The sequence below is a fragment of the Croceitalea rosinachiae genome (genome assembly GCF_031846445.1).
Classification (GTDB): domain Bacteria; phylum Bacteroidota; class Bacteroidia; order Flavobacteriales; family Flavobacteriaceae; genus Croceitalea; species Croceitalea rosinachiae.
On record NZ_JAVRHR010000002.1, the window covers coordinates 893,819 to 920,640 of the forward strand.

The 26,822-nt window shown below is 37.0% G+C and carries 26 protein-coding genes; 15 read left to right on the plus strand and 11 right to left on the minus strand.

Features of this window, described 5'->3' with window-relative positions; genetic code table 11:
- Positions 1–12 precede the first annotated feature (12 nt).
- The 13 genes from leuC to RM706_RS11815 all read left to right on the plus strand — a co-directional run bounded on the left by leuC (position 13) and on the right by RM706_RS11815 (position 13,273).
- Positions 13–1,422 carry a 3-isopropylmalate dehydratase large subunit gene (leuC, locus tag RM706_RS11755; RefSeq protein WP_311351704.1) on the plus strand — a complete coding sequence of 470 codons (1,410 nt, stop codon included), beginning with the start codon at positions 13–15 and terminating at the stop codon, positions 1,420–1,422.
- A 24-nt stretch (positions 1,423–1,446) separates the two neighbouring features.
- Entirely contained in the window at positions 1,447–2,043 is a 597-nt protein-coding gene (gene leuD / locus RM706_RS11760; protein WP_311351706.1) for a 3-isopropylmalate dehydratase small subunit, read from the plus strand.
- A gap of 9 nt (positions 2,044–2,052) precedes the next feature.
- Positions 2,053–3,567: an alpha-isopropylmalate synthase regulatory domain-containing protein gene (locus tag RM706_RS11765; RefSeq protein ID WP_311351708.1), complete on the plus strand. Its 1,515-nt coding sequence runs from the start codon at positions 2,053–2,055 to the stop codon at positions 3,565–3,567.
- A gap of 20 nt (positions 3,568–3,587) precedes the next feature.
- Positions 3,588–4,646: a 3-isopropylmalate dehydrogenase gene (leuB, locus tag RM706_RS11770; RefSeq protein ID WP_311351710.1), complete on the plus strand. Its 1,059-nt coding sequence runs from the start codon at positions 3,588–3,590 to the stop codon at positions 4,644–4,646.
- A gap of 80 nt (positions 4,647–4,726) precedes the next feature.
- A complete protein-coding gene (locus RM706_RS11775) occupies positions 4,727–5,182 on the plus strand; it encodes a Crp/Fnr family transcriptional regulator (protein ID WP_311351712.1) in 456 nt (151 codons plus the stop codon).
- A gap of 87 nt (positions 5,183–5,269) precedes the next feature.
- Complete coding sequence (locus RM706_RS11780) at positions 5,270–6,469, plus strand: low temperature requirement protein A (RefSeq protein ID WP_311351713.1); 1,200 nt, start codon at positions 5,270–5,272, stop codon at positions 6,467–6,469.
- 5 nt (positions 6,470–6,474) lie between these two features.
- Positions 6,475–7,500 carry an AI-2E family transporter gene (locus RM706_RS11785; protein WP_311351715.1) on the plus strand — a complete coding sequence of 342 codons (1,026 nt, stop codon included), beginning with the start codon at positions 6,475–6,477 and terminating at the stop codon, positions 7,498–7,500.
- Positions 7,501–7,587: 87 nt separating this feature from the next.
- On the plus strand, positions 7,588–8,118 hold the full coding sequence (locus tag RM706_RS11790; RefSeq protein ID WP_311351717.1) for an NADPH-dependent FMN reductase: 531 nt from the start codon (positions 7,588–7,590) through the stop codon (positions 8,116–8,118).
- A gap of 11 nt (positions 8,119–8,129) precedes the next feature.
- Positions 8,130–8,573, plus strand: coding sequence for a hypothetical protein (locus tag RM706_RS11795; protein WP_311351719.1), 444 nt, complete (start codon positions 8,130–8,132; stop codon positions 8,571–8,573).
- A gap of 3 nt (positions 8,574–8,576) precedes the next feature.
- The gene (locus RM706_RS11800) at positions 8,577–10,004 is read left to right on the plus strand and encodes an alginate export family protein (protein WP_311351721.1); all 1,428 of its coding nucleotides are present in this window, start codon (positions 8,577–8,579) and stop codon (positions 10,002–10,004) included.
- 115 nt (positions 10,005–10,119) lie between these two features.
- Positions 10,120–11,424, plus strand: a complete 1,305-nt coding sequence (locus RM706_RS11805) for a hypothetical protein (protein ID WP_311351723.1) — start codon at positions 10,120–10,122, stop codon at positions 11,422–11,424.
- 20 nt (positions 11,425–11,444) lie between these two features.
- Positions 11,445–12,257, plus strand: a complete 813-nt coding sequence (locus RM706_RS11810; protein WP_311351725.1) for a hypothetical protein — start codon at positions 11,445–11,447, stop codon at positions 12,255–12,257.
- Complete coding sequence (locus RM706_RS11815) at positions 12,254–13,273, plus strand: LLM class flavin-dependent oxidoreductase (RefSeq protein ID WP_311351728.1); 1,020 nt, start codon at positions 12,254–12,256, stop codon at positions 13,271–13,273. Before RM706_RS11810 ends, RM706_RS11815 begins: the two co-directional genes overlap by 4 nt.
- Here RM706_RS11815 and RM706_RS11820 read toward each other — a convergent pair.
- From RM706_RS11820 to ilvD, 7 genes are read right to left on the minus strand one after another with little or no spacing between them, the layout of a single operon-like run.
- Entirely contained in the window at positions 13,268–14,857 is a 1,590-nt protein-coding gene (locus tag RM706_RS11820) for an NADP-dependent glyceraldehyde-3-phosphate dehydrogenase (protein WP_311351730.1), read from the minus strand. The two genes, RM706_RS11815 and RM706_RS11820, sit on opposite strands and share 6 nt — an antisense overlap.
- 53 nt (positions 14,858–14,910) lie before the next feature.
- A complete protein-coding gene (ilvC, locus tag RM706_RS11825; protein WP_311351732.1) occupies positions 14,911–16,383 on the minus strand; it encodes a ketol-acid reductoisomerase in 1,473 nt (490 codons plus the stop codon).
- A gap of 58 nt (positions 16,384–16,441) precedes the next feature.
- Entirely contained in the window at positions 16,442–16,972 is a 531-nt protein-coding gene (gene ilvN / locus RM706_RS11830; RefSeq protein WP_311351734.1) for an acetolactate synthase small subunit, read from the minus strand.
- 5 nt (positions 16,973–16,977) lie between these two features.
- A complete protein-coding gene (locus RM706_RS11835; RefSeq protein ID WP_311351736.1) occupies positions 16,978–17,559 on the minus strand; it encodes an O-methyltransferase in 582 nt (193 codons plus the stop codon).
- Between the two features lie 47 nt (positions 17,560–17,606).
- Entirely contained in the window at positions 17,607–18,119 is a 513-nt protein-coding gene (locus tag RM706_RS11840; RefSeq protein ID WP_311351738.1) for a nuclear transport factor 2 family protein, read from the minus strand.
- Positions 18,120–18,155: 36 nt separating this feature from the next.
- The gene (gene ilvB / locus RM706_RS11845) at positions 18,156–19,889 is read right to left on the minus strand and encodes a biosynthetic-type acetolactate synthase large subunit (protein ID WP_311351740.1); all 1,734 of its coding nucleotides are present in this window, start codon (positions 19,887–19,889) and stop codon (positions 18,156–18,158) included.
- An 11-nt stretch (positions 19,890–19,900) separates the two neighbouring features.
- On the minus strand, positions 19,901–21,577 hold the full coding sequence (ilvD, locus tag RM706_RS11850; RefSeq protein ID WP_311351742.1) for a dihydroxy-acid dehydratase: 1,677 nt from the start codon (positions 21,575–21,577) through the stop codon (positions 19,901–19,903).
- A gap of 368 nt (positions 21,578–21,945) precedes the next feature.
- Between ilvD and RM706_RS11855 the strand changes: the two genes are divergently transcribed.
- The gene (locus RM706_RS11855) at positions 21,946–22,674 is read left to right on the plus strand and encodes a nitroreductase family protein (RefSeq protein ID WP_311351744.1); all 729 of its coding nucleotides are present in this window, start codon (positions 21,946–21,948) and stop codon (positions 22,672–22,674) included.
- Here the strand turns inward: RM706_RS11855 and RM706_RS11860 are convergent.
- Genes RM706_RS11860 through RM706_RS11875 form a run of 4 tightly spaced genes read right to left on the minus strand, consistent with a single transcriptional unit; the run spans position 22,671 to position 26,164 of the window.
- A complete protein-coding gene (locus RM706_RS11860) occupies positions 22,671–23,510 on the minus strand; it encodes a 5-oxoprolinase subunit C family protein (protein ID WP_311351746.1) in 840 nt (279 codons plus the stop codon). The two genes, RM706_RS11855 and RM706_RS11860, sit on opposite strands and share 4 nt — an antisense overlap.
- Positions 23,503–24,231 (minus strand): 5-oxoprolinase subunit PxpB, encoded by a 729-nt coding sequence (gene pxpB / locus RM706_RS11865; RefSeq protein WP_311351749.1) that lies wholly within the window; start codon positions 24,229–24,231, stop codon positions 23,503–23,505. The genes RM706_RS11860 and pxpB overlap by 8 nt, the downstream gene beginning before the upstream one ends.
- A complete protein-coding gene (gene pxpA, locus RM706_RS11870) occupies positions 24,228–24,971 on the minus strand; it encodes a 5-oxoprolinase subunit PxpA (RefSeq protein WP_311351751.1) in 744 nt (247 codons plus the stop codon). Before pxpA ends, pxpB begins: the two co-directional genes overlap by 4 nt.
- Positions 24,971–26,164: an Nramp family divalent metal transporter gene (locus tag RM706_RS11875; RefSeq protein ID WP_311351753.1), complete on the minus strand. Its 1,194-nt coding sequence runs from the start codon at positions 26,162–26,164 to the stop codon at positions 24,971–24,973. Before RM706_RS11875 ends, pxpA begins: the two co-directional genes overlap by 1 nt.
- Before the next feature lie 177 nt (positions 26,165–26,341).
- On the opposite strand from RM706_RS11875, the gene RM706_RS11880 reads away from it, so the two are divergent.
- The gene (locus tag RM706_RS11880; protein WP_311351755.1) at positions 26,342–26,785 is read left to right on the plus strand and encodes a hypothetical protein; all 444 of its coding nucleotides are present in this window, start codon (positions 26,342–26,344) and stop codon (positions 26,783–26,785) included.
- Positions 26,786–26,822 lie beyond the last annotated feature (37 nt).

Consider the following 26,822-nt stretch of genomic DNA (forward strand, 5'->3'; position numbering starts at 1 on the left):
AAAGATTAATCCATGAGTAATACACTCTTTGATAAGGTTTGGGATTCCCATGTGGTGAAAAAAATCAATAATGGTCCAGATGTGTTCTTTATTGACCGCCACTTGGTTCATGAAGTAACTAGCCCAGTTGCATTTTTGGGTCTTAAGAACAGGAACATTCCTGTTTTACATCCTGAAAAAACATTTGCAACAGCGGATCACAACACCCCAACCATTAACCAACATTTACCAGTTGCAGACCCTTTATCTGCAAATCAGCTTAAAGCTTTAGAAAAAAATGCAGCTGAACATGGTATTCCGTATTGGGGTCTTGGTCATGAAAAGAACGGTATCGTTCATGTTATTGGTCCGGAAAATGGTATAACCCTGCCTGGTGCTACAATAGTTTGTGGTGACTCACATACTTCGACTCATGGTGCCTTTGGCGCCATTGCTTTCGGAATCGGAACCTCAGAAGTTGAGATGGTATTGGCAACACAATGTATTATGCAACCAAAACCAAAGAGCATGCGCATTACAATTAATGGACAATTAAGTTTTGGGGTGACCCCTAAAGACGTAGCCCTTTATATTATTTCGAAATTGACAACTTCTGGGGCCACTGGTTATTTTGTTGAATATGCTGGGGATGTATTCAAAAATATGAGTATGGAAGGCCGTATGACCGTTTGTAACCTTAGCATAGAAATGGGCGCTCGTGGCGGTATGATCGCACCTGATGAAAAAACATTTGACTATGTAAAAGGACGTGAGTTTACACCAAAAGGAGAAGCATGGAATAAGGCCATGGCATATTGGGAAACTTTATATTCTGATGACAATGCTGAATTTGATAAAGAATTAGCCTTTGAGGCCGCTGATATCGAACCAATGATAACTTATGGAACCAATCCTGGTATGGGAACCGGAATCTCCAATGGCATTCCAATGGCAGAAGCTGTTGAAGGTGGTGTAGCCACTTATAAAAAATCTTTAGCTTATATGGATTTCAATGAAGGCGAAGATATCAAGGGAAAGCAAATAGATTTTGTCTTCTTAGGAAGCTGTACCAATGGTAGAATAGAAGATTTTAGGGCTTTCGCATCTATTGTAAAAGGAAGAAAAAAAGCAGATAATGTGACCGCCTGGTTAGTCCCAGGGTCACATCGAGTTGAAGACGCCATTAAAGAAGAGGGGCTTCTAGAAGTTTTAAATGAAGCAGGATTTGAACTGCGTGAACCAGGTTGTTCTGCGTGTTTAGCTATGAATGATGATAAAATACCTGCTGGTAAATATGCAGTGAGCACTTCAAATAGAAACTTTGAAGGTCGCCAAGGACCTGGGGCAAGAACACTGCTTGCAAGTCCTTTGGTTGCAGCGGCAGCGGCAGTTACTGGAAAAGTAACAGATCCAAGGGAATTAATGGAAATGGAAATCGCTTAAGACTTAATACTTACAACTATTAAAATGGCATACGATAAATTCAACATATTAAAAAGCACTGCAGTTCCATTACCAATCGAAAATGTGGATACGGATCAAATTATTCCTGCTCGATTCCTAAAAGCAACGGAGCGTAAAGGTTTTGGTGATAACTTATTTAGAGATTGGCGTTATAATTCAGACAACACACCAAAAGAACAATTCGTGCTGAACAACACAATTTATAGCGGCAAAATACTAGTAGGCGGCAAAAATTTTGGTTCGGGTTCTTCTAGAGAGCACGCTGCTTGGGCCGTTTATGACTATGGTTTTCGCTGCGTAGTTTCTAGCTTTTTTGCTGATATTTTCCGAGGAAATTGCCTAAATATAGGAGTACTTCCCGTACAAATCAGTCCCGAGTTTCTTGACAAGATTTTTATAGCTATAGAAGCCGACCCAAAAACAAAGTTTGAGGTCAATTTACAAGAGCAAACTATTAAAATTTTAGCCACAGGTGAATTCGAAACTTTCGGAATCAATGAATATAAGAAAGATAATATGACCAACGGTTTTGATGATATCGACTATTTATTGAACGTTAAAGAAGATATCAAAACCTTTGCTGAAAACAGACCTTTCTAACTATTAAAAATGGCGAGAACCATTGAAATTATGGATACCACCCTTAGGGATGGTGAACAAACCTCAGGAGTTTCTTTTACGGCCTCTGAGAAGCTTACCCTTGCAAAGTTATTGCTCGATGAACTCAAAGTAGATCGCATTGAAATTGCATCTGCCAGAGTTTCTGAGGGCGAGTTCAATGCTGTAAAACAGATTACCGACTGGGCGATTGAGAACAATTGTATTGCTAAAATTGAAGTGCTGACTTTTGTTGATGGTGGTACTTCAATTGATTGGATGAAAAAGGCAGGTGCCAAAGTACAAAACCTACTAGCAAAGGGATCTTTGAACCATTTGACCCATCAATTAAAAAAAACTCCTGAACAGCATTTTTCTGAAATTAGAAATGTCATTGACTTGGGCAATGAAGCGGGAATAGATACCAATGTTTATCTGGAAGATTGGAGCAATGGCATGCGAAATTCTGAAGACTATGTATTTCAATTTTTAGATTTTCTGGCTGAGCAACCTATCAAAAGAATACTTTTACCGGATACCTTAGGAGTAATTACCCATACGGAAACCTTCGATTTTCTTGATAAAATTATTAAGCGATACCCATATGTTCATTTTGACTTTCATGGTCATAACGATTATGATTTAGGGGTTGCTAATGTCATGGAGGCCGTGAAGGCAGGATGTCATGGGCTTCACCTCACCGTTAATGGCATGGGTGAACGGGCCGGGAATGCTCCATTGGCAAGTGCTATAGCGGTAATTAATGATTTTTTGCCAGAAGTAACTACTTCAGTAAATGAATCTTCTTTGTATAAAGTAAGTAAATTGGTTTCGGCGTTTACTGGATTTGGGATTCCCGCCAATAAACCAATAGTTGGAGATAACGTATTTACACAAACAGCTGGAATTCATGCAGATGGGGATAGTAAGCACAATTTATACTTTAGTGATTTAATGCCGGAACGTTTCGGTAGAAAGCGGAAATATGCCTTAGGAAAAATGTCCGGCAAAGCTAATATTCAAAAGAATTTGCAAGAGCTGGGCTTAACTTTAAATAATGATGAACTTAAAAAGGTGACAGCGCGTATAATTGAATTGGGTGATAAAAAAGAGCGCGTCACTAAAGAAGATTTACCTTATATCATTTCCGATGTTCTAGATAGCAGTTCTTTTCAGCAAAAAGTATTTATAAAATCGTATGTACTTACGCACGCCAAAGGGCTACAACCCTCTACCACCCTTTCAATGGAAGTAGATGGAAAAACCTTTGAAGAAAACGCTCAAGGTGATGGTCAATTTGATGCCTTCATGAATGCATTGAATAAGGTATATAAAAGGCTTAAAGTCAAATTACCTGCATTAGTTGATTATGCAGTGCGAATACCACCCGGTAGCAATTCTGACGCCCTATGCGAGACCATGATAACTTGGAAAACAGATAAGAATGATTTTGTTACTACCGGACTAGACTCGGACCAAACGGTATCTGCAATAAAAGCAACTGAAAAGATGCTCAATATAATTTAAATAATACTCAATATATTTTTATGGAAATGAATATCGCCTTATTGGCAGGAGATGGCATAGGACCTGAAGTTATAGCCCAAGCTGTTAAAATTACCGATGCGGTCGCAATCAAATTCGGACATGAAATTAATTGGACTCCGGCTTTAACAGGAGCGGCTGCGATTGATGCTGTTGGGGAACCTTATCCCAATGAAACCCATGCCATTTGCGAGGCTGCGGATGCTGTTTTATTTGGCGCGATTGGTCACCCTCGTTTTGATAATGATCCTTCTGCAAAGGTTCGACCTGAGCAAGGTCTATTAAAAATGCGCCAAAAATTGGGCCTGTTCGCCAATGTGCGGCCAACCTTTACATTTCCTTCATTAATTGATAAATCTCCGCTAAAGCGTGAACGCATCGAAGGTACCGATTTAGTGTTTTTTCGTGAATTGACAAGTGGTGTTTACTTTGGCGAAAGAGGTAGAAAAGACAATGGAGATACTGCTTTTGATACCATGACCTATCAGCGTTTTGAAATTCAGCGTTTAGCCAAGAAAGGTTTCGAGGCGGCAATGACGAGGGGTAAGAAGCTTTGCTGTGTAGATAAAGCCAATGTATTGGAATCTTCTCGTTTGTGGAGAGAAACCGTACAGGCAATGGAAAAAGATTATCCTGAGGTGACCGTTTCTTATGAATTTGTGGATGCTGTAGCCATGCGTTTGGTGCAATGGCCCAATGAATATGATGTTTTGATTACAGAAAACCTTTTCGGTGATATTCTTACTGATGAGGCTTCCGTTATATCAGGCTCAATGGGATTAATGCCTTCCGCATCTTTAGGAGAAAAAACATCATTATTTGAACCTATCCACGGTTCTTACCCACAAGCGGCAGGAAAAGATATTGCAAACCCTTTGGCAACGGTTTTATCGGCTGCCATGATGTTTGAAACTGCATTTGATTTGCACAACGAGGCCAAAGCCATAAGGGATGTTGTCAATAAATCATTGGCGGAAGGCTATGTTACTGAAGATTTAGCTGAAGGAGGCAAAGCTTATAAAACAAGTGAAGTGGGAGATTGGTTGGCGCTACAGATTTAACAAATAAACTACTCTTAATCTAGGTTAATGTGTTTGTCAAATTAAAATCCTTATTTTCAACAAAACTTCATTAGCTTATTTTGAAAAAAATTACTGTAAGAAAAGGAGAAATACTGCAATCATTGGGTGATGTAAACAGCTACATCTATAAAATTCAAAAAGGGGTTCTACGCATGTATTCCATGGGAACGAACGGTAAAGAGCATATTCTTCTTTTTGGCTCAGAAGGTTGGACTATTGGTGAAAGTAATTTACCAAAAACCCCATGTGAATTTTACATTGATGCCCTTGAAGAGTCTGAATTATTAGTATCTAATAAAGATGATAGCGAAAATGATCCTACGAAAGAATTTTTTTTGCACTGTATAGGAATGTTGCAAAAAAGAGTAATCATGTTGATGAGTGTTTCTGCAAAAGATCGCTATGAAGATTTTATTAAAACCTATCCTAAAATAGCGCAAAGAATTCCCCAAAAAATGATTGCATCCTATCTCGGAATCACTCCAGAAGCTTTAAGCAAAATAAAAAGGAGCTAATACTTTCTTGCATTAAATTATTTTTTGAACCCCTTTTTCTTAATCAAGGTTAATTTTTATCTGCCATTATTTTCTGATTTTCACTAGGTGAATAAAAAATCGAATTCCATCCGTACTTGGTGGAAAAAACCTAAACAAAGTTCCGCTCTAGAAGAACATAGACAGGTATCATTCTTAGAGTTGTTTTATGACCTTGTATACGTTGCATTGATAGCGCAGCTTTCCCACGCATTAACAGATGAGCTAACCATGCATGGGTCATTCAAGTTTATTTTCCTTTTCACAATGATTTGGTGGTATTGGCTTAATGGATCGTTGTATCATGACTTATATGGCAACAACGATATTAGAACAAGAGTTTTTACATTTCTCCAAATGATTTCTGTCGTCGGGATGGCCGTATTTGCAAGTGAAGCATTCCACAAAGGGGCTATTGGATTTACTATTTCGGCAATCTCTCTTTTAGTCATACTATTATTTCTTTGGTTGAGAGTTGGTTACCATGAGAAAAAAACAAAAATATTTTCAAATTTATATGCCTCATTATTGGCTATAAATATTGGGCTTTTATGTACTTCATTATTCGTGAAATCACCATTAAATCATCGGTTATGGTTTGCTACAATTACTATTTCATTTTTAGCGCCTACTTTCATGTACATCTTTTCATTTTTTTCTAAAAAAATGAACATTCACGAATTTCCTCAAGCTAGTGCTGCGCTTGTAGAGCGCTTTGGACTTTTTAACATAATTGTCTTAGGAGAAATAATCACTTCTGCAGTTTCCGGTTCTAGTCATGTTGAATTCAATACTAAAGTCGCCATTCTTTGTCTGCTGGGCATATTATTGGCAATTGGTATCTGGTGGCTTTACTATGACTTTATTTCTCACAGAAAACCTAAAAAAGGAGGTGCTAATTTCATTTTTTGGTACTACTTGCATCTACCACTTACAGCAAGTATAACAAGTATTGGAGCATCAATTTTATATATTATAAAGTATTCCAACAAAGACCTTAGTGCAAATGTGCATTATCTGTTTTTAGGATCAATGGTCATAATCGTTCTTTGTATTGCCATTTTGTATAGGGTTGTTGATGAACATTCTGAAACTTCAAAATATTTGAACAATAATACTGGCGGTTTGTTGATAATTTCCTGTATTTATATTGTACTGATATTTATTGAAATAAACATGTATCAAATTCTTATACTAAGTGTAATACTTCTTTTTGCTCCAATATTAAATTCGATAATAAAAAATCATCTTAAAAATTCACAAAATTAATTCACATGAAAAAATTAGCATTCTTGGTAATTGGCATAGGTGGCATAATTGCCCTATTGATAATGGCCAAGAACATAATTATACCCTTTGCTTATGGTGTAGCATTATGGTTCTTAGGGCGATATTTTAAAAATTTAGCGTATAAAATTCCTCTTTTTAAGAAGTATCTCCCCAGTTGGTTGATCAGTTCTATAATCTTTGTGTTTATCATAATTACAATATCATTAATAGCTGGAATCATAAGTTCAAGTGTTGATACGTTAATTGAGGCCTATCCTAGTTACCAAAGTAATATCGACACTATTGTTAATAAATTGAATGATATTTTCCATATTGATGTTTACCAAAATCTTACTGAAAAATTGAAAGATTTTGATTTTAGCTCTCTATTACAAACTATTGCCGACTCAATCTCAGGAATATTTGGAGATATTGTTATGGTACTATTATATGCCATGTTTATCATTTCTGAGGAGACCAGCTTTTTAAACAAACTCAAAAAAATATTTAATAGAACTGAGGATTTTGAACGTGTAATAGATATTCTAAATAAAATTTATAAAAGTATTAGCGACTATATTGGTTTGAAGACTTTGGTAAGCTTACTAACAGGATTGGTTGGTTATATATTTTTAGCTCTTATGGATGTCGATGCCCCATTCTTTTGGGCTTTGTTAATGTTTTTACTTAATTACATTCCAACAATTGGATCGTTAATCGCCACTATTTTTCCAGCATTTTTTAGCTTGATCCAGTTTGGGGAATTTACGCCTTTTATAATCATTCTTATCGGCCTGGGCCTTGTCCAATGGTTTATTGGGAACGTACTTGAACCTAAGATAATGGGCAGTTCTTTAAATATAAGTCCTTTGGTTACCATTATTGCATTAGTGGTTTGGGGGCAAATTTGGGGGATAACAGGTATGTTATTGAGTGTTCCTATTACCGTAGTGATGATTATCGTATTCTCACAATTTAAGAGTACTAGAGCAGTCGCGATATTGTTATCAGAAAATGGAGAAATAGAATAAAATCGCATGTTGCTCTTAACATAGATTAATGCACAGGCTATTTTAATTCTAGACATTTATGGTGTTAAGTCTTAAACCCGTATCATAATGAAAAAAGTGCTAGCCATAGGTTGCAGCAACAGCAAGAAATCCATAAACACACTATTTGCGACCTATGTTGCAAATAGAATGGAAAATACGGTTGTAATCTCTCTAAATTGGGATAATTTAATATTGCCACTGTATAGTCCAGATCTAGAAATCGAAGCTGGCATCCCAGAGAACGCTAAGTATTTTAAGGACCTTATACAATCAGCAGATGCCATAGTATTGTCATTAGCAGAATATAACGGCTTGCCTACAGCGGCTTTTAAAAACTTATGGGATTGGACCTCCAGGCTTGACATGAAATTCTGGTCAAACAAACCAATGTTTTTGATGGCAGTTTCCCCTGGAGGTCGGGGCGGTGCAAATGTCTTAAACATTATGGTCAATTTAATGCCCCATTTTGGAGGTAATATGATTACAAAATTTTCATTACCAAACTTTCATACAAATTTTCAAAACGGAGAACTTATCAACGGCAATTTGAAGGAAGAATTGAACAAGAAAATTCAATTATTCCAAAATTCAATTTAAAATCAACCACTATGAAAAACTTATCGATTCTATTCAAAATTTCTGCAGTATTATGGATTATATGGGGATTAGTACATATTCTGGCCGGCGTACTTACCATGAACTTTATATTATCAGGTGACATTGCTTCTTCTATTGCGGGAATTGCCGATGCGTTAGACCCAGCAACACTTCAAATGGATTATCCAAATGCTGCCGGAGCAATTATTGGGCAACATGGTTTCAACTTATTTTGGATTGGCATTGTAACATTCATCAGTGCCTTTTTTATTTGGAAAGGAAATAAGAATGCAATTTTTCTAGCTGCAATAACAGGCGGGCTAGCCGATTTAGGGTATTTCCTTTTTGTGGACTTAGGAGGTTATGTAAATTTTGTCCCAGGAACGGTAATGACCATAGTTTCTAGTTTGGCAATTATCTTAAGCTTTTTTGCTCATTTTAAAAGTAAAAAGTAGACAATGAAACAAAGTAAACTATGTCTGAAATGGCTAATATTCTTAAATTTACTTTCCGTAAGCCTTTTTGCTGTAGCCCAAGAAAAAACTGAAAAACAAGAACCTCCTGCTTTAAAGACCAATAGGGCTCAAGAAGATTATACCTATCTAAAGGACTTAGAAAAAAATCCATATAAAAAGGGTTTTGCAGATGACTTGAAGTATATCGCCCTCAATTCCAATCGATCCATATACCTAAGTATAGGGGGGCAATATCGTCCTAGAATAGAGCATTTTACAAATGAAGATTACACTTCTAATGATGAAACTTTTTATTCGCAGCGCTTAGCACTGCATACCAGTTTAAATCTTGGAGAATACTTTCGTGTATTCGGAGAACTATATCACGGTTATACAAGTAGTGGAGAACAATTTCCTGAATCTGATGTTATTGATCTGCATCAAGCCTTCATCGAGTTCCAAATTCTTAAAGGAGAAAATGAAAATTCGTCTATTAGTTTTGGAAGGCAAGAATTGGTATTAGGAGCCAGCAGATTGGTTGGGAATAGAGAGGGACCAAATATGAGAAGGAGTTTTGACCTAGCAAAAGTAATTTACGGCTATTCCCAATTTAAGGTAAAAGTCTTTTATGGTAAGGAAGTAAGTCCCCAGTTTGAAGCCTTTGATAATGAGTTTAGTCTTTTTGATAAAGATGCTACCAATCCGCAATTATGGGGTTTTGGAATGCAGTTTCCCGTTTATAACTTAAATGGGGACTATGAACTATATTATTTAGGTTTTAAATCAAAAACGGCTGGTTTTAGCGATGTCTTTGGTGAAGAAAAACGTCATAGCATAGGTTTTCGCAGTTATGGTGCAATAGGAAAAAGATTGAGTTACAATACTGAATTCATTTATCAATTTGGAGACTTGGATGGAAGTACTATAAGTGCTTTTAATCTAGAAACGGACTGGAAATATAAACTAATCAATATGGTTTGGAAACCAACATTAGGTTTAAAATTGGACTGGTCAACAGGAGATAGAGAAATTGGTGATGGAAAATTAAATACCTTCAATCCCCTATTTGTCAACCCAGCACTATATAGTTTAGCAGGTGTCAATACCCCAGCCAATTTGACCAGTTTTCACCCTAGTCTAACTGTTTTTCCTTTTGACCAATTTTCGATTTTTGTTGATTACGCCCTATTTTATAGAACACAAAGTGCGGATGGACTGTATACACCACCCAGATTTCAGAATAGGCAAGCAAATGGAATTGAAGAAAATCATATCGGTGATGCTTTAGGCATTCAACTAAACTATGAGTTCAATAGAAATATTTCTTTTGATTTAAGAAGTACCTACTTTATCGCCGGTAAATTTATTAAGTCCTCAGGAGAATCGGAAAACACTTTTTACATCGCCCCAACACTGAGCTTTAAATTTTAACTTAAAGTAAACTTAACACTACATTTCGTGTTTCTTAATCAAGATTAATATTTAGAGTAAATGGTATAAGTATCTTATACATGCGTATTTAACAATAAATTTAAAAAATCACACTATGAAAGTACAATTGATCATTTTAAGCACATTTTTGTTGTTGGCAGCAGCATGCAAACAAGAAAAAATAAAAGAACTTGCCCTAAATGTAGAAAGCGCAAGCCCTGTTATTGAAAATACTTCCTTGCCAGGGGCTGATATTTTGGCCTTTGGACCTGATAATATATTGTTTGTTGGAGATAGTAAAAATGCTCGGATACATGCTATTGAAACTGAAGCGATTGAATTAAAAGATGCAGTACCCTATAACCTAGAGGGCATTGATAATATGCTTTCTGAAAAGTTAGGTATCGAACTTAGAGATGTTGTTATTAATGATATGAAAATTCATCCCGTCAGTCAAGAAGCCTATATTTCAATAAAAAAAGGGCATTCACCAGACGCAGAATCCATGATTGCAATTGTAAGCCCTACCACCTCTGAAATTCGTTTTGTAGAGATGAAAGAAGCAAATACTAAAACTGTCACCATAACAAATCCAGCTTCTGCCGATTTAAAGTTTTGGAATGAAACTCCAGCCAGTTCTTTAACAATTACTGATATTGATTATAGTGATGATTCCATATTTGTTTCCGGTCTTACAAATGGAGAGTTTGCTTCCAATATTAGAAAAATTGCTTATCCTTTTGACCAATCGAAAAACGAAGTGAACAGTATTGAAATTTATCACGCCGTTCATACGCAAATGGAAACTAGAGCACCAATACGAACCATGCTGATCGACGAACTTGATGGAACACCCACAATAATTGCAAGTTATACCTGCACACCTCTCGTGACCATACCAACTTCCGAAATAAAAGAGAATGCCAATGTCAAAGGAAAAACCATTGCTGAACTTGGATATGGTAATACACCAATTGATATGATCATAGTGCAAGAACAAGGAATGGATGGAAGTGTTTCAAAAAGTCTTTTGGTTACGCATAAAAATAGGGGTGGGTCATTGATTCCCTTTAATTCTATTGTTGAAGGTGCCGAAGGAAAAGGCATGGCTGGTATGCAGGCCATGGATGCAACTGGCCTTGATGGTATTCGGGCTATACCAACAGCAAACGTCATGCAAATTGATGTTCAAAACCAAATGTTTTTGACCATGGTACGCAGAAATATAGAATCGGGGGAAATTGACTTGATTTCTGAAATTACCGGTTCTTATTTAAGGTTGAGTGATTTTATTTCAGAATACGATTTTCCGGATTATAGGTACTCAGAGGCACAACAGCCAACAAAGCAATACCATGATATGGCAAAACAAATGGAGGGCTACCCAGAATTAACATCAGAAGCAATGAGCCGTAATTAGGCTCTATTTCAAATTTAGAAATGAACTTTTATAAAGGATTTTTTTTAATACTAGTTTTTTGTACTTCAGCGGCCTGTAATGAAAAAAGTAATCATCCTTTTGTTCAGGCCGTTTACCCTAGTTCAGATAAATTACCAGATAATTTACTCAGAATATATATCAAGTTTTCAAAGCCCATGAAAACTGTCAATAATTTGGAAAAGATTAAATTGATGGATGGAGAGGGCAATATCATAGAAAACGTTTTTTTTAATAACGTTTATGAGCTCTGGAATAAAGAACAAAAACAACTCACTTTAATTTTAGATCCAGCACGGGTCAAAACAGGACTTCATGCAAATATGAAATACGGTAGGGCATTAATCCCCGGTCAAAACTACAAATTGATAATTGACAATATTGAAGATGTCAATCATCAAAAAATGATAACTGCTTATACTAAAAAGTTTACGGTTGAATCCTCTGACCTTACTCCACCAGATATCGATTCTTGGAATTTAGGAGTTCCAAAATCCAATACTAAAGATTATATAACAGTATACTTTCCGAGTATGTTAGACTATTTTTCTTTGGAGCAAAGATTAGTAGTTACTGATGCTGAAAAAAATGTAATTAAAGGAGATGTAAGTATTGGGAAGCATGAAAAAAGTTGGCTTTTCACCCCAGATTCATTTTGGCGTGAAGGAGAATATTTTCTGTTCATCAATACACGATTGGAAGACCCTTCGGGCAATAATTTGAATGGGTTATTTGACCATAAAATTGGAGCTTTAAAATATGAAAAAGAAGGGACAACTTTGAGTATCCCTTTTCAAATAAAAAACAATAAATGATAGAGATTGGTATAGACAGTTTTGCAGCTTCTCCAGAAAAGGAGGTCAATGGTTCAAAAGCCATTAATGAACTTATAGAGCGCATTGAATTTGCTGACCAAGTTGGATTGGATGTCTTTGGCATTGGTGAACACCATCGAGAAAATTTTTTGGACTCTGCCCCCTCCATGATTTTAGCCGCTGCAGCCAGAAAGACAGAACGTATCAAATTGACTAGTGCCGTAACTGTTTTAAGCGCCGCCGACCCTGTAAGGGTATTTCAGAATTTCGCCACACTTGATTTAATTTCCAACGGCAGAGCAGAAATTGTTGCAGGGCGTGGTTCGTTTACAGATGCTTTTCCTCTATTTGGTTTCAAATTAGAAAACTACGATGATATTTTCATAGAAAAGTTAAATCTGCTCCTAGAAATAAGAGCTAAAGAAACCGTCACATGGACCGGAAGATTTAGACCCAGTCTTAATCGACAATCCATTTACCCCCGACCTGTTCAAAAACAACTTCCGATATGGCTTGGAGTAGGTGGCACACCTTCTTCGTTTGTAAGGGCCGGTGAATTAGGTCTTCCACTCATGCTTGCCGCTATTGGAGGGCAAACCCATCATTTTGCCCCTTTAGTGAATATATACAGACAGGCTGGAGCAAAAGCTGGATATGCTCCTGAGCAATTAAAAGTGGGCTTACATTCTCTAGGCTATGTTGCAGAAACGACAGAGCAAGCAGTTAACGACTATTTTCCAGGTTATCAAAAAGTATTCACTAAAGTTGGTCAAGAACGTGGCTTTCCACCAGTTACCAAAGCAGGTTTTGATGCGCAAAATGCTAGCCCTCAAGGAGCATTACTAGTTGGAAGTCCTGAAGACATTACCGAGAAAATCTTACATCATAATGAAGCACTTGGGGGGTTATCAAGAATAACCTTTCAAATGGATGTTGGTATTTCTCATGAAAAACTACTTAAGGCCATACAACTTATTGGCCAAAAGTTAGCTCCCTTAGTAAAAGCAAGTTTATAAGATATAATCTGTACTCAAAAAGTTGCTCACTTTAGCTTCTAATAACTGCTCAATCGTTTCGTTATTTAACTCATTGTCTTTAAAAGCCACAAAGGTTCTTATTGAAAACGATCGTAAAGCATCATGAACGCTTAGGGTTGCTTGGGCAGAATCCTTGCGTCCAGTGAAAGGATAAACATCTGGTCCTCGTTGGCATGAACTGTTCAAATTTACTCTACAAACCAAATTTGCCAGTGTATCAATAAGCGGAGAAAGACTGTACACATCTTTTCCAAAAAGGCTTACTTGCTGCCCGTAATTAGATTCCGCCATATCGTCGAGCGGTTCTGAAATGTCAGAAAACGAAAGCACTGGAATTATGGGTCCAAATTGCTCTTCTTCATACACTCGCATGTCTTTTGAAACCGGATATAAGACGGCAGGCCAAATATAATTATCAGAATGCTCTCCTCCTTTTTTATTTTGAACACTAGCTCCTTTAGCCAAAGCATCATCTAAGAGTTCCTGAATGTAAGCCGGTTTTCCAGGCTCTGGCAGTGGCGTTAATTTTGCGCCATCATCCCAAGGATTTCCGAACTTCAATGCATCTACTTTAGCCGAGAAACGTTTTAAAAACTCATCCTTAATGTCATCATGAACATAAACTACTTTTAATGCAGTACAACGCTGTCCATTAAAAGAAGTGGTACCCGCTATTACTTCATTAATCGTAAGATCTAAATCAGCATCTGGTAAAATAATTGCTGGGTTTTTAGCCTCTAGCCCTAACACCAATCGTAGTCGGTTACTTTTTGGATGCTGGTCTTGCAAGGCATTTGCTGATTTACTATTACCAATCAAGGCGAGAACATCTACTTTACCTGTCTTCATAATGGGCGCTGCAACCGCTCTACCTCGACCAAAAAGAATATTCACCACTCCTTTAGGAAAACTAGATTGAAACGCCTCTAAAAGAGGGGTAATCAATAATACACCATGCTTGGCAGGTTTAAAAATAGTGGTGTTACCCATAATTATTGCAGGAATCAATAATGCAAAGGTTTCATTTAGAGGGTAATTATAAGGTCCAAGACATAGCACAACTCCTAAAGGGCCTCTTCGAATATGGGCATACACATCTCCAGACTTGTGAAACTTGGCGGAACTACGGTCTAACTCTTTGTAGTCTTCAATGGTGTCATAAATGTATTCAACAGTTCTGTCAAACTCTTTTTGCGAATCCGGAAGTGATTTGCCAATCTCCCACATCAATAATTTCACAATTTCTTCGCGTTTGGTCTCCATTTTTTTGACAAAGTTTTCCATGCGCTCTACACGATCTTTGACTTTCATTGTAGGCCAAACCCCTTTTCCTTTGTCATAGGCGCCAAGAGCAGCTTCTAAAGCATCCATGGCTTCAGGTTCACCCATATCAGGTGTACTTCCTAAAACGGTATGCTTATAATCTGAAGTAGAAGAAATAGTAGAAATCACCTCGGTGGTTTTTCCGTTCCAATCTTTAAGTTCTCCATTTACCAAGTATTGCCTTTGGTTAATGGTCTCGGTAATCTGGTATAGCTCTGGTATATTATTTTTTACGCTCATTTTCTTAAATTTAGTTGAAATAAAAAATCCCTAATTGCTTAGGGATTTAGTCGTTAAACTATAGGTTTCATTGCAGTCATCGATGCTCTTAATCGAGTTCCTACAATCTCAACTGGATGATCTCTTAAAGCCTTGTTCACAGCTATTAATTTAGCATTATCGACACCATCTTCTCCTGCTCCATAGCTCGTTCCGATAATATCTGTATCCACCGATTTCATAAAGTCGGCCAGTAATGGCTTACACGCATGATCAAAGAGATAACAACCATATTCTGCCGTATCTGAAATCACCCGATTCATTTCAAAAAGTTTTTTTCTTGCAATCGTATTTGCAATAAGTGGCGTTTCATGCAAAGATTCATAGTAAGCAGATTCAGCTATAATTCCTGATTCGGTCATAGATTCAAAAGCAAGCTCTACTCCTGCCCTTACCATAGCAACCATTAAAACCCCATGATCATAAAATTCTTGCTCAGAAATCTCCATATCACCTGCTGGCGTCTTTTCAAAAGCGGTTTCTCCAGTTGCCGCCCTCCAAGTATGTAAATTTTTATCGTCATTAGCCCAATCTTCCATCATGGTTTTTGAGAAATGACCGGTCATAATATCGTCCATATGCTTTTGAAACAGTGGACGCATAATACCTTTTAACTCTTCAGCCAACTCAAACGCTTTTATTTTAGCAGGGTTACTTAATCTGTCAAGCATATTAGTAATACCTCCGTATTTCATTCCCTCTGTGATGGTCTCCCATCCGTATTGAATTAATTTAGATGCATATCCAGCATCAATTCCTTTTTCGACCATTTTATCAAAGCAAAGAATAGAACCTGTTTGTAACAAACCACAAAGGATTGTTTGTTCTCCCATTAAATCAGATTTCACCTCAGCCACAAAAGAGGACTCCAGCACACCTGCCCTATGACCACCGGTGCCTGCAGCATAAGCTTTTGCCTGGGCCAAACCGTGCCCTTGAGGGTCATTATCAGGATGCACAGCAATTAAGGTCGGCACGCCAAAACCTCTTTTATATTCTTCACGTACTTCAGAACCTGGACATTTAGGAGCTACCATAATGACGGTTAAATCCTCACGAATCTGCATTCCTTCCTCAACTATATTAAAACCATGGGAATAGGAAAGGGTCGCCCCTTTTTTCATCATTGGCATAACCGTGCTTACAACATTTGAATGCTGTTTATCTGGAGTCAAATTAATAACCACATCCGCCGAAGGAATCAATTCTTCATATGTGGCCACGTTAAAATTATTCTCAGAAGCATTTTTATAAGACTGTCTTTGTTCCTTAATAGCCGCTTCTCTTAGGGTGTATGATATATCCAATCCAGAATCTCGCATATTCAAGCCTTGATTTAGACCTTGCGCTCCACAACCAACAATGACTATTTTCTTTCCTTTTAAAGCGCTAACACCATCCGAAAATTCGCTAGATTCCATGAATCTGCATTTTCCCAATTGGATTAATTTATCTCTTAATGATAGTGTATTAAAGTAATTTGCCATTTTTAAATTTTTAATTTTTGCTTCTGCCAAAAACAGAAATCTTTAGAAAGGTTATATATTAATTAGTTAAATGAAATTCTTCTAGCATCGCAGAAATCTGCATTTCTTCCTTTGATACTGATATCCGTCCTGAACGAACAAACTGCATAATACCAAAAGGCTTCAACTGGTCGTGCATTTCGTCTATCTCATGCCTACGACCGGATTTTGCAAGTACAAAAAACTCTCTTGCTACCGTCACAATTTGAGAATTGCTTTCTTTTATGATGTTTTGAATTTGTCTTTCATCAAAAAGGAGTGCAGACTTAATTTTAAACAATGCAGATTCTTGATATATAGTTTCATCATCGATATGATAAAAAGCCTTTATTACTTCAATCTGCTTTTCAATCTGACCAACAATATTGTGCACCCATTTTTCTGTAGTGTTTACTACAATAGTAAATTTAGAAACTTCATCAATTTCTGATTTAGAGACGTTTAAACTCTCTATATTAATGTGTCGCTTTAAAAATATACCTGATATTCTATTTAACAATCCTACGTTATTCTCGGAATAAACCGATATGGTGAACCATTGATTTTCCATACTATTTATTTTGTTCTAACCGCTATTATCACACCAGTTGACCAGTTCATTTTTGTTAGATTAAAATCTTCTCTTTTTTCCAAATAAGTAATAAGTCCATCTACATTATCTTGATGGCCCTCTGGCCAATTGGGCTGTGTGCTCATGTCATCAATAACATAAAATCCTCCTATTTGTATCAAATTTAAAATCTCATCCAATTCACTATACTTGCCCGGCCAGGCATCTGCGAATATCAAATCGAATTGGTTGCCTTTATAATTATTGATCCATTTTGTTCCATCTTCACAAACAATTTTGACTCGTTCATTGGCACCAAAATATTGATTGGCAATAGCTATCAATTCTGGGTCATTGTCAACGGTTATCAATTTTGAGTTAATATCCATACCGTCAATCATCCATGATAATGAAAGACCAATACCGGTGCCTAATTCCAAAAACAGACCTCTAGGCTTACTAGCAATCAAAGTTTTCAAAAGCGTTCCGATAAATAAATCCGAAGGCATCGTAAACCCAATCTCTTTAGATTTTTGAGTTATCTGATGATGGATAATAGGAATGTCTTTTATATTTGAATCGTTCATCTTAGTAGCTGTTATTACTTAGGGTCAATCTAAACTAAAACTCTATGTCATCCATATAATTTTCTGAAAAAGGCATCAACATCTATTTGATTTTGAGGAAAATTATGAACCTCAATAATTTTATTATTCGCAATCCGCCACAACAAACAAGACATGGCATTTAGATTTTCAGAATCTTCAAGATTACTCCAGTTCTGATGACAATCAATTACATAATTATCATTTGCACCCATAATGATTGGGGAGGCTTTGAATTTTCCTTTGTTAAGGTTTTTAAAAAATGTCATAACTTCCTCAATCCCGATTTTCGTTCCGCTTAAAGGATGTTCACCAGGTATATGCCATTTAATATCTTCTGAGACTACTTTGCGTATCCCTTCTAAATCGTTATTTGAATACGCAGCAAAGAAATCGTTAATCAATATGATATTTGGATGGTCTTGAGACATGAAATCAAAGTTTTTTTCAGTTATTATTTCGCTAAAAGCATAAGATGAACTGATTGCTCCAATAGCAATAGTTCCAATCAATGCATTTTTGGCAAAATTTCTCCTATTCATATTTTTCAATTATTCTTGTAAAACTACACTCATGCATTATTTCAATCGTATATCGGAAACAGAGGCCCCAGATGGTATCATAGGGAATACATTGTCTTCTTTTTCAACTTTTACTTCTAAGAAATAAGGCTTGTCGGAAGCAATCATTTCTTGAATAGTAGCCCTTAAATCTTTACGTTCACTAACTCGTTTTGCTTCAATATGATAGCCTTCGGCAATCTTCACAAAATCAGGGTTGACCATAACGGTAGAGGCGTATCTTTTATCAAAGAACAGTTCTTGCCACTGCCTTACCATGCCCAAATGGTCATTATTCAAGACCACAATTTTTACCGGAATGTTATGCTGAAAAATAACTCCAAGTTCTTGAATTGTCATTTGATACCCTCCATCACCAATAATAGCAACCACTTCTCTATCCATTGCGCCTTGTTTCGCTCCGATAGCAGCAGGAAGTGCAAATCCCATAGTCCCTAATCCGCCAGAGGTTATATTGCTCTTTGATTCTTCAAACTTTGCGTAACGACAGGCAATCATTTGATGCTGCCCTACATCGGTAACAATCACCGCTTTGTTTTTTGAAGCTAAATTTATTTCTTCAATGACTTCGCCCATGGTCAGACCATCTTTTGTGGGGTGAATATCATTCTTGATCACTGTATCAAACTCTATTTGGTGTCTTTTTTTGAATTCGTTATGCCAAGCTTCGTGCTTGTTTTCGTTTACGAGAGGAATCAGTAATGACAATGTTTCTTTTGAATCTCCCAAAACAGCAACATCTGCATTTACGTTTTTATTGATTTCTGCGGGATCTATTTCAAAATGTACGACTTTAGCCTGTTTGGCATAAGTATCTAAACTACCCGTCACCCGATCATCAAAACGCATTCCTATGGCCAATAGCAAATCACACTCATTTGTTAATACATTAGGTCCATAGTTGCCATGCATACCTACCATACCTACATTTAATGGGTGACTCGTCGAAATTGCAGATTCCCCCATAATCGTCCAAGCTGCAGGAATACCTGCCTTTTCGATTAAAGCTTTAAGTTCTTCTTCAGCTTGACCTAAAATTACCCCTTGACCCCAAACGATATAAGGTTTTTTGGCATTATTAATAAGTTCTGCAGTAGCTTCTATTGAAGCCATGACTGGCGTTGGAACTGGGTTATAACTGCGAACTCCAGTACACTTTTCATAACTAAACTCAAACTCTTCAAACTGCGCATTTTTAGTGATGTCAATCAAAACCGGGCCTGGCCTACCAGACTTTGCAATATAGAAGGCCTTTGCCATCATTTCAGGAATTTCTGAAGCCTTTGTAATCTGATGATTCCATTTTGTAACAGGAGTTGAAATACCAATAATATCAGTTTCTTGAAAAGCATCAGAACCTAATAAATGTCGTGGTACTTGACCTGTAATACAAACTATAGGTGTGGAGTCTATTTGAGCATCGGCCAAACCCGTGACCAAATTTGTGGCTCCAGGTCCTGAAGTGGCCATAGCGACGCCAACTCTACCCGAAACCCTAGCATAACCCTGCGCTGCGTGGGTAGCTCCTTGTTCATGTCTTGTCAAAATGTGGGTTAATTTATCTTGAAATTTGTATAATTCATCATACACGGGCATAATGGCGCCCCCTGGGTATCCATATAGCAAATCCACTCCTTCTGCAAGTAAACAATGAATAATTGCTTCCGCTCCAGAAATTTTGATAGTGGTTTTTGTTTTGTTTTCTGCTTTTTGCACCTTAAGCGTTTCCATAGGCATCCAGATTATAATTCATCAGTTACACAACCTTTTGAGGCTGAAGAAACTGTTCTTGCATATTTATATAAACTTCCTTTTCTAACCTTCAAAGCGGGTTGCTTCCAGTTAGCTCTTCGATTTGAAAGCTCCTTATCGGTTAGATTGACCGAGATACTGTTTTTTTCTGCATCAATGGTAATCATATCGCCATCTTGTAATAGCGCTATATTTCCACCATCTTGAGCCTCAGGAGCGATATGCCCCACCACAAAGCCATGGGTGCCCCCTGAAAAGCGACCGTCTGTAATCAATGCGACATCTTTTCCTAATCCTGCACCCATAATAGCAGCTGTTGGTTTTAACATTTCTGGCATTCCAGGTCCTCCTTTAGGGCCTTCATAACGAATCACGACAACATCTCCTTTATTTACCAAGCCATCACGAATACCATCATTGGCTTTAAATTCTCCTTCAAAGACTTTCGCGGGACCAGAAAAATGTAAGCCTTCTTTTCCGGTAATTTTAGCAACAGAACCTTCTGCTGCTAGGTTACCAAAAAGAATACGCAAATGTCCAGTTTCTTTAATCGGATCATCTAGACCTTTAACTACTTGCTGACCTCCTTTTAGACTAGGGACCTTAGCCAAATTTTCAGCAACAGTTTTACCTGTTACCGTCAAGCAATCACCATGTAGCATTTCGTTTTCTAACATGAACTTCATCACGGCAGGTACACCACCAACGCGATGTACATCTTCCATCAAAAACTTACCACTGGGTTTTAAATCCGCCAAGAATGGGGTGGTATCACTTATATGTTGAAAATCTTCTAAGGTGAATTTAATCTCAGCTGCTTTGGCAATCGCCAAAAAATGTAATACCGCATTAGTTGAACCACCAAGTACCGTAATTAACCGAACAGCATTTTCCAATGATTTTCGAGTAATGATGTCTAACGGTTTAATATCTTTTTCGATAAGATGTTTTAATGCCTCACCAGAGGCAATGCAATCATCTTTTTTTTCTTTTCCTGTAGCCGGATTTGATGAATTATAAGGCATTGCCATCCCTAATGCTTCAATTGCTGAAGCCATGGTATTTGCCGTATACATTCCTCCGCACGCACCGGCACCTGGACATGCGTTTTGAATTACGGCTTTGTAATCTTCCTCATTTAAGGTGCCCGCTACTTTCTCTCCCCACGCCTCAAAAGCGGAGACCACATCCAATTTTTTATCCTTCAAACATCCAGAAGCAATTGTACCGCCATAAACCAAAACAGATGGACGATTCAATCGAATCATTGCCATTAAGGCCCCAGGCATATTTTTATCACATCCAACCACAGTAGCCAAACCATCGTAGTTCATCGCTTGAACTACCGTTTCCATAGAATCGGCTATAATATCACGAGAGGGAAGCGAATAACGCATTCCATAAGTACCCATTGATATTCCATCACTCACACCGATGGTATTAAATATTAGCCCAACCAAGTCAGATGAGTTAATTCCCTCTTTGACATATTTAGACAATTCGTTTAAATGCATGTTACAGGGGTTTCCCTCGTAACCTGTGCTACCAATACCTATCAATGGTTTCTTTAAATCCTCTTCAGTCAAACCTATGGCATATAGCATGGCCTGAGCAGCTGGTTGAGTTGGATCTTGGGTAACGTTTTTACTATACTTATTCAATTCCATTAGAAAATCTCTTTCAAATTGTGCCTCAAGCTTATAAATACTTCAGCATTCAAAAATAATTTTTTCAAATACCGAATAATTTTAACAGTAAAGCAGGCTCTAAATTCATTTAAATTGATATCTGTTTATCCATCTGAATAACAGCTTATTACAGTAATTTAAAATACCATATTCATTCCTTGACAAAAGCCACAAAAAAAGCCCTGACGTTGCTGTCAGGGCTTTTCTGAATAACATGAACTGAAATCACCCTGATACAGGAGAAATCACAATTACGTTAATCACAATACTTTTGTTATTCATATGACAAGAATAGCTATTTTTATTTTTACTCCAAAGTCAAATTCAATTTTATATTTTTGGCCACTATGGAAAAAACAGTTACCGAGGCCATCAATTATCGTCGTTCTGTGCGCATCTTTCGAGAAGATTTAGAATTAGATTCAGAAAAAGTAAAACAGTGCATTCAAAATTCAACTCTAGCGGCAACAAGTAGTAACCTGCAGTTATGGGAGTTTTATCATGTTAAAGATAAAGAGGTACTAAAAAAGATGACGGTTGCATGCCTAGGGCAAAATGCTGCAAAATATTCAAAAGAAATGGTTGTAGTTGTAGCCAGAAAAGATTTATGGCGAAAACGTGCTCAAGCCAATATTTCTTTTCTTAAAGCTGGCATGGGTGATAAGAAACCATCTGAATATTCTGGAAGAGAGAAATTTGCTTTGAATTACTATTCTAAATTAATACCAACAGTGTATTTTGATATTTTAGGAATTTTGGGTTGGATAAAATTTTTGATTTTTCAGTTGGTAGGTTTATTCAAACCAACTTATAGACAAGTTAGAAATTCGGATATGCGAATAGTAGCCCATAAAAGTGCGGGGCTTGCAGCACAAAACTTCATGATAAGTATGGCAGCTATGGGTTATGACACTTGCCCCATGGAAGGGAGTGATACATGGAGGGTTAAAAAAATATTAGGACTACCTCAAGGTGCTGAAATCAACATGGTTATTGGTTGTGGAATTCGAGATGAAAAGGGAATTTATGGAGAACGTTTTAGAATTCCTTTTAAAGAGGTATACCGCGAGGTTTAATTCAATTTAAGATTAATACTATCTCCAGATTTTTTTTGTGCCAATACACAGACTGCCTCTTCGGTCAATTGAAGTATTCTAGGGTAACCCCCTGTAGTTTGACCATCCTTCATAAGGATAATTAATTTTCCAGCCGGGGTTAGTTGTATAGTTCCGGGCAAGGTTGCCGATGTAAGCATGGGTATCGAATGCCCCTCAATAAACTCAGAAACCTGATATGCCATTCTATTATTTTCTTTTGCAACCGTGAAACCTTTTGAAAATAAAGCCTCCAATTGTTTGTCATTAAGTATCGTATATTCTGGTCCCCTACTCACCTGTAGCTGTTTTTCCGTTAAATAGGAGTCTATTTTTAATTCAGATATTTTTGGCACAAAGTTCAATGTGGGTTCAAAAGGAATCTCATCTTTTTCTGAAATACACCTTTTGGCAGTCAAAGGAAAATATTGTGAAGAACTACCTAAAGTTTTTTTAAGGGAAAATCCACCTTTTACAGCCAAATACCCCCTAAAACCTGATTCTAATCTACCATAGGAAATGATATCCCCTTTTTCAACTTTATAAACCTTATAATTCTCAATAGGTTCATTGTTTAATGTCGCGGAGATGACTCCGCCAGATAGGCTGACATAGGTTTCCTCTTCGAATATAAGCGTTGGTCCTGTCATGGTAATTTCCAAAGCAGCTGCGTTAACAGGGTTTTCCAATAATGAATTGACCATATTTAGGGCTCTCGAGTCCATAGCTCCTGAAATAGGCACCCCCTTATTTCTGTAGCCGTACCGACCATTATCTTGAATAGAAGTAAAAAATCCTGGTTTTAGTACTTTAAGCATCCAAAATTGTTTTATTGGGTTGGTAAATGCCTACTTCTCCTTCAATTTTGTGCAGCTCGTACTCTGCTCGTGAAATGGCCTCAAATTTTATCTTATCACCAACACTTACAAAACAAGGTTTTTCTGAATTGACATTAAAGATTGGAATCGGACAACTTCCTATGATGTTCCATCCCCCTGGAGATTCCTGAGGATAAATACCTGTTTGCTTCCCCGCAAGTCCCACAGCACCCTTAGCTACTTTTAACCGTGGAGTTTCTTTACGTGCTATTTCTAAGGATTGCGGTAACCCGCCTAAGTACATAAAGCCAGGTAAAAATCCAATACCATAGACTGTATATTCGTTAGATGAATGATTTGAAATTAAATCAGAAATAGACATATTGAGCTTTTTGGAAACTTCTTCTAAATCAAGTCCGAATTCCAAATCATAACAAACAGGAAGTTTCCATAAATGTCGTTCTGTTCTCTTAGTATAGTCTAATTCCCTATAAAACTCCAATAGTTGATTATTGAGTATTTTAAAGTCTGATATTACCGAGTCTTGTATAAGTGCCAAAGAATTGTATGAAGGGACAAACTCCCACTGGCCTTCAAGCTTAGTCTCTAAAAATGTATTGAATTGAAGAATATCTTCCAATATCGTGTCTGCTACATTATTGGGCCATTCTACCAAAATGGAATGAGCACCAAAAGGTTTGATGGTAATGGGGTATCTCACTTTCGTATTTCGATTTGGTTTTTTGGTAATTCTTCTGAAAGATACGTCAATATTTCCAATGCAGAAGACGTATCACCATGCACACAAAACGTATCTGCCTTAATTACAATACTTTCTTCGGTAGATGAAATCACCTTACCATTTTTAGCAATGTTTAAGAGATGTTCTAGAACTAATTCAGGGGCTTCAATAATTGCATTAGATTGACTTCTTGCCACCAAGCTCAGATCTGCATTGTAGTTTCTATCTGCAAAGGCTTCATATTTAATTTGAAAGCCTTGTTCAATTGCCTCTTTCGAAATTATCGAACCAAAAGGGGCATATAAAAAACAGTGTTCTTTATATGCTTTAATCACTTCTAAAAACACCTTTGCTAAACTTAAATTTCTAGCAACATCATTATACAAAGCTCCGTGCGGTTTAATATGATGCAGCGGTAATTGGGCCTCTTCAAGAATTTTTATGAATACATCAAGCTGATTTTTGATGCTTTTTTTTAATTCTTCATTCGCAATGTTTAAAGTTTTTCGCCCAAAATTCTCTTTATCAGGGTAACTAGGGTGTGCCCCTACTTTCACATCATTCTGTTTTGCCAACTGCATTACTTCTTGCATAGTAATTTCATCACCTGCATGACCACCACAGGCAATATTACAAGAACTTATTAGTGGCAATAATTCAGCCTCATTACCTATACCCTCTCCAACATCACAGTTAATATCAATTAAAATAGTGTCCATTAATACAGGCCTAAAACTTTAACAATGCTTTTCAATCCTAAGAACAAAGAAAATGCGACAATTACATACCCAACTATATTCTGGGTCAAGTTATTTTTATATACACCCATAACATTTGCTTTATTAACCATCCAAACTAAAAGTACTGCAATAGCAGGTAGCAAAATACCATTTGCCACCTGAGCAAACTTTATAATCTCAATAGGTTTAATACCAAAAGAAAGAAAAAACACACCTACTAACAATATAGAAATCCAGACTAGTCGAAAGCGCCAGTCTTTGAAACCAGCTTTCCAACCAAAGCAACTATTGGCAACATAAGCAGCAGCTAGAGGCGCAGTAATAGAAGATGTGATACCTGCGGCAAAAAGTCCGATTCCCATGAAGTAACGAGCCGTGTTTCCAAAGAGCGGTTCAAGACCCATAGCTAAATCCATGGCACTTTTGACTTCGTCGGAAGGTATTGCAGCAGCAGCTATAATTACGCACATAGAAACTAGCCCCCCTAAACCAATTGACATTATGGTATCCCAACGAGCTGTTTTTAAATCGCTTGTTAATTTCCATTTTTCATTGACCAACGAGGCATGTAAAAATAAATTATAAGGTACTACTGTAGTACCAACTAATGCAATTACTGTCAATAAACTTCCTGATGGCATTGAAGGAACGAACAGCCCTTTTAAAATTTCCCCTAGAATAGGTCCTGTCAAAATTGCCGTTATCACAAATGAAAAACTCATTAAAGCGATTAGTATGATAAATACTTTTTCAAGGGCCTTATAACTTCCATACCAAAGAAGCGCAAATGCCAAAAATCCTATCACGATTGGATAAAATTTCGCGTACTTTTCTCCAAACAAAGCTTCTAAGCCCAAAGTTGCCCCGCCAATATTACCAGCTTCATAAGCTGCGTTTCCTATTAAAATAGCTCCTAATATTATTGCAATCGTCAACGCCCTGATCCGTCTATCAGTAAGTTCATTTTTAATGACATCCGCTAATCCTTTTTGGGTAATAATTCCTAAGCGTGCAGCCATCTCTTGCAATACCATCGTAGCAATTATTGATAGTAGCATTGCCCAAAGCAGTGCGTAACCAAAACTTACCCCAGCAATTGTACATGCAGTAATCGTACCTGGCCCTATAAATGCGGCTGCGATTAAAACTCCGGGGCCTATCTTTTTAAACATACTGAAAATTTACACCACACAAAATAGCAGTTTCCCAACAAGCCACCTTGCATTTCATCTAAAAAAATGCATTTCATCTAAAAAAGGGGTGCTATACATCGATAGCACATACGATAAAAAAAATGTACAAGTTATAATAGTCCCAAATTGAAAAATTGACCAAACTGACCTACTTACATGGCATGTATAGATTGTAACAAAAATATCGGCTATGACGCGTTTAAATATTCGACCGAAACCTTAGGTGTTGAATTGTGTGAACGGCATACCCGACTTATTGAAAAAGTAATTATAGAAAATGACACTCCCATCGAAGCAGTGCAGCTATTTTATGCACTAAAAGAAGCTGGGGCAAACCCAATGCTCGAATGGTGGGATGGCCATAAATCAGTAGATATTGCAATTTCAAGAGTGAAATTAAACATTGAGATTGACACTGATTATCAAATGATTACCCATGAGCAAGCAATAAATGATTTAGAAGAGGCAATGCATTCTTTTAAAAATGGATTTACCACCATCAGAATACCACATGTTGTCATCAAATATTATTTAAAGGACACTGTGACCAATATCTTAGGAATCATTCAAGGTTTAAAGGCAAACATCAAGGTAATTTAGTGCAATAGCACTTATTTTCTCTATTCTTTCGTACCTT

Bases quoted from the DNA above. Each gene is read 5' to 3' on its own strand.
- leuC (WP_311351704.1), top strand. From the start codon at position 13: ATGAGTAATACACTCTTTGATAAGGTTTGGGATTCCCATGTGGTGAAA.
- leuD (WP_311351706.1), top strand. From the start codon at position 1,447: ATGGCATACGATAAATTCAACATATTAAAAAGCACTGCAGTTCCATTA.
- RM706_RS11765 (WP_311351708.1), top strand. From the start codon at position 2,053: ATGGCGAGAACCATTGAAATTATGGATACCACCCTTAGGGATGGTGAA.
- leuB (WP_311351710.1), top strand. From the start codon at position 3,588: ATGGAAATGAATATCGCCTTATTGGCAGGAGATGGCATAGGACCTGAA.
- RM706_RS11785 (WP_311351715.1), top strand. From the start codon at position 6,475: ATGAAAAAATTAGCATTCTTGGTAATTGGCATAGGTGGCATAATTGCC.
- RM706_RS11790 (WP_311351717.1), top strand. From the start codon at position 7,588: ATGAAAAAAGTGCTAGCCATAGGTTGCAGCAACAGCAAGAAATCCATA.
- RM706_RS11795 (WP_311351719.1), top strand. From the start codon at position 8,130: ATGAAAAACTTATCGATTCTATTCAAAATTTCTGCAGTATTATGGATT.
- RM706_RS11800 (WP_311351721.1), top strand. From the start codon at position 8,577: ATGAAACAAAGTAAACTATGTCTGAAATGGCTAATATTCTTAAATTTA.
- RM706_RS11805 (WP_311351723.1), top strand. From the start codon at position 10,120: ATGAAAGTACAATTGATCATTTTAAGCACATTTTTGTTGTTGGCAGCA.
- RM706_RS11810 (WP_311351725.1), top strand. From the start codon at position 11,445: ATGAACTTTTATAAAGGATTTTTTTTAATACTAGTTTTTTGTACTTCA.
- RM706_RS11815 (WP_311351728.1), top strand. From the start codon at position 12,254: ATGATAGAGATTGGTATAGACAGTTTTGCAGCTTCTCCAGAAAAGGAG.
- RM706_RS11820 (WP_311351730.1), bottom strand. From the start codon at position 14,857: ATGAGCGTAAAAAATAATATACCAGAGCTATACCAGATTACCGAGACC.
- ilvC (WP_311351732.1), bottom strand. From the start codon at position 16,383: ATGGCAAATTACTTTAATACACTATCATTAAGAGATAAATTAATCCAA.
- ilvN (WP_311351734.1), bottom strand. From the start codon at position 16,972: ATGGAAAATCAATGGTTCACCATATCGGTTTATTCCGAGAATAACGTA.
- RM706_RS11835 (WP_311351736.1), bottom strand. From the start codon at position 17,559: ATGAACGATTCAAATATAAAAGACATTCCTATTATCCATCATCAGATA.
- RM706_RS11840 (WP_311351738.1), bottom strand. From the start codon at position 18,119: ATGAATAGGAGAAATTTTGCCAAAAATGCATTGATTGGAACTATTGCT.
- ilvB (WP_311351740.1), bottom strand. From the start codon at position 19,889: ATGGAAACGCTTAAGGTGCAAAAAGCAGAAAACAAAACAAAAACCACT.
- ilvD (WP_311351742.1), bottom strand. From the start codon at position 21,577: ATGGAATTGAATAAGTATAGTAAAAACGTTACCCAAGATCCAACTCAA.
- RM706_RS11855 (WP_311351744.1), top strand. From the start codon at position 21,946: ATGGAAAAAACAGTTACCGAGGCCATCAATTATCGTCGTTCTGTGCGC.
- RM706_RS11860 (WP_311351746.1), bottom strand. From the start codon at position 23,510: ATGCTTAAAGTACTAAAACCAGGATTTTTTACTTCTATTCAAGATAAT.
- pxpA (WP_311351751.1), bottom strand. From the start codon at position 24,971: ATGGACACTATTTTAATTGATATTAACTGTGATGTTGGAGAGGGTATA.
- RM706_RS11875 (WP_311351753.1), bottom strand. From the start codon at position 26,164: ATGTTTAAAAAGATAGGCCCCGGAGTTTTAATCGCAGCCGCATTTATA.
- RM706_RS11880 (WP_311351755.1), top strand. From the start codon at position 26,342: ATGGCATGTATAGATTGTAACAAAAATATCGGCTATGACGCGTTTAAA.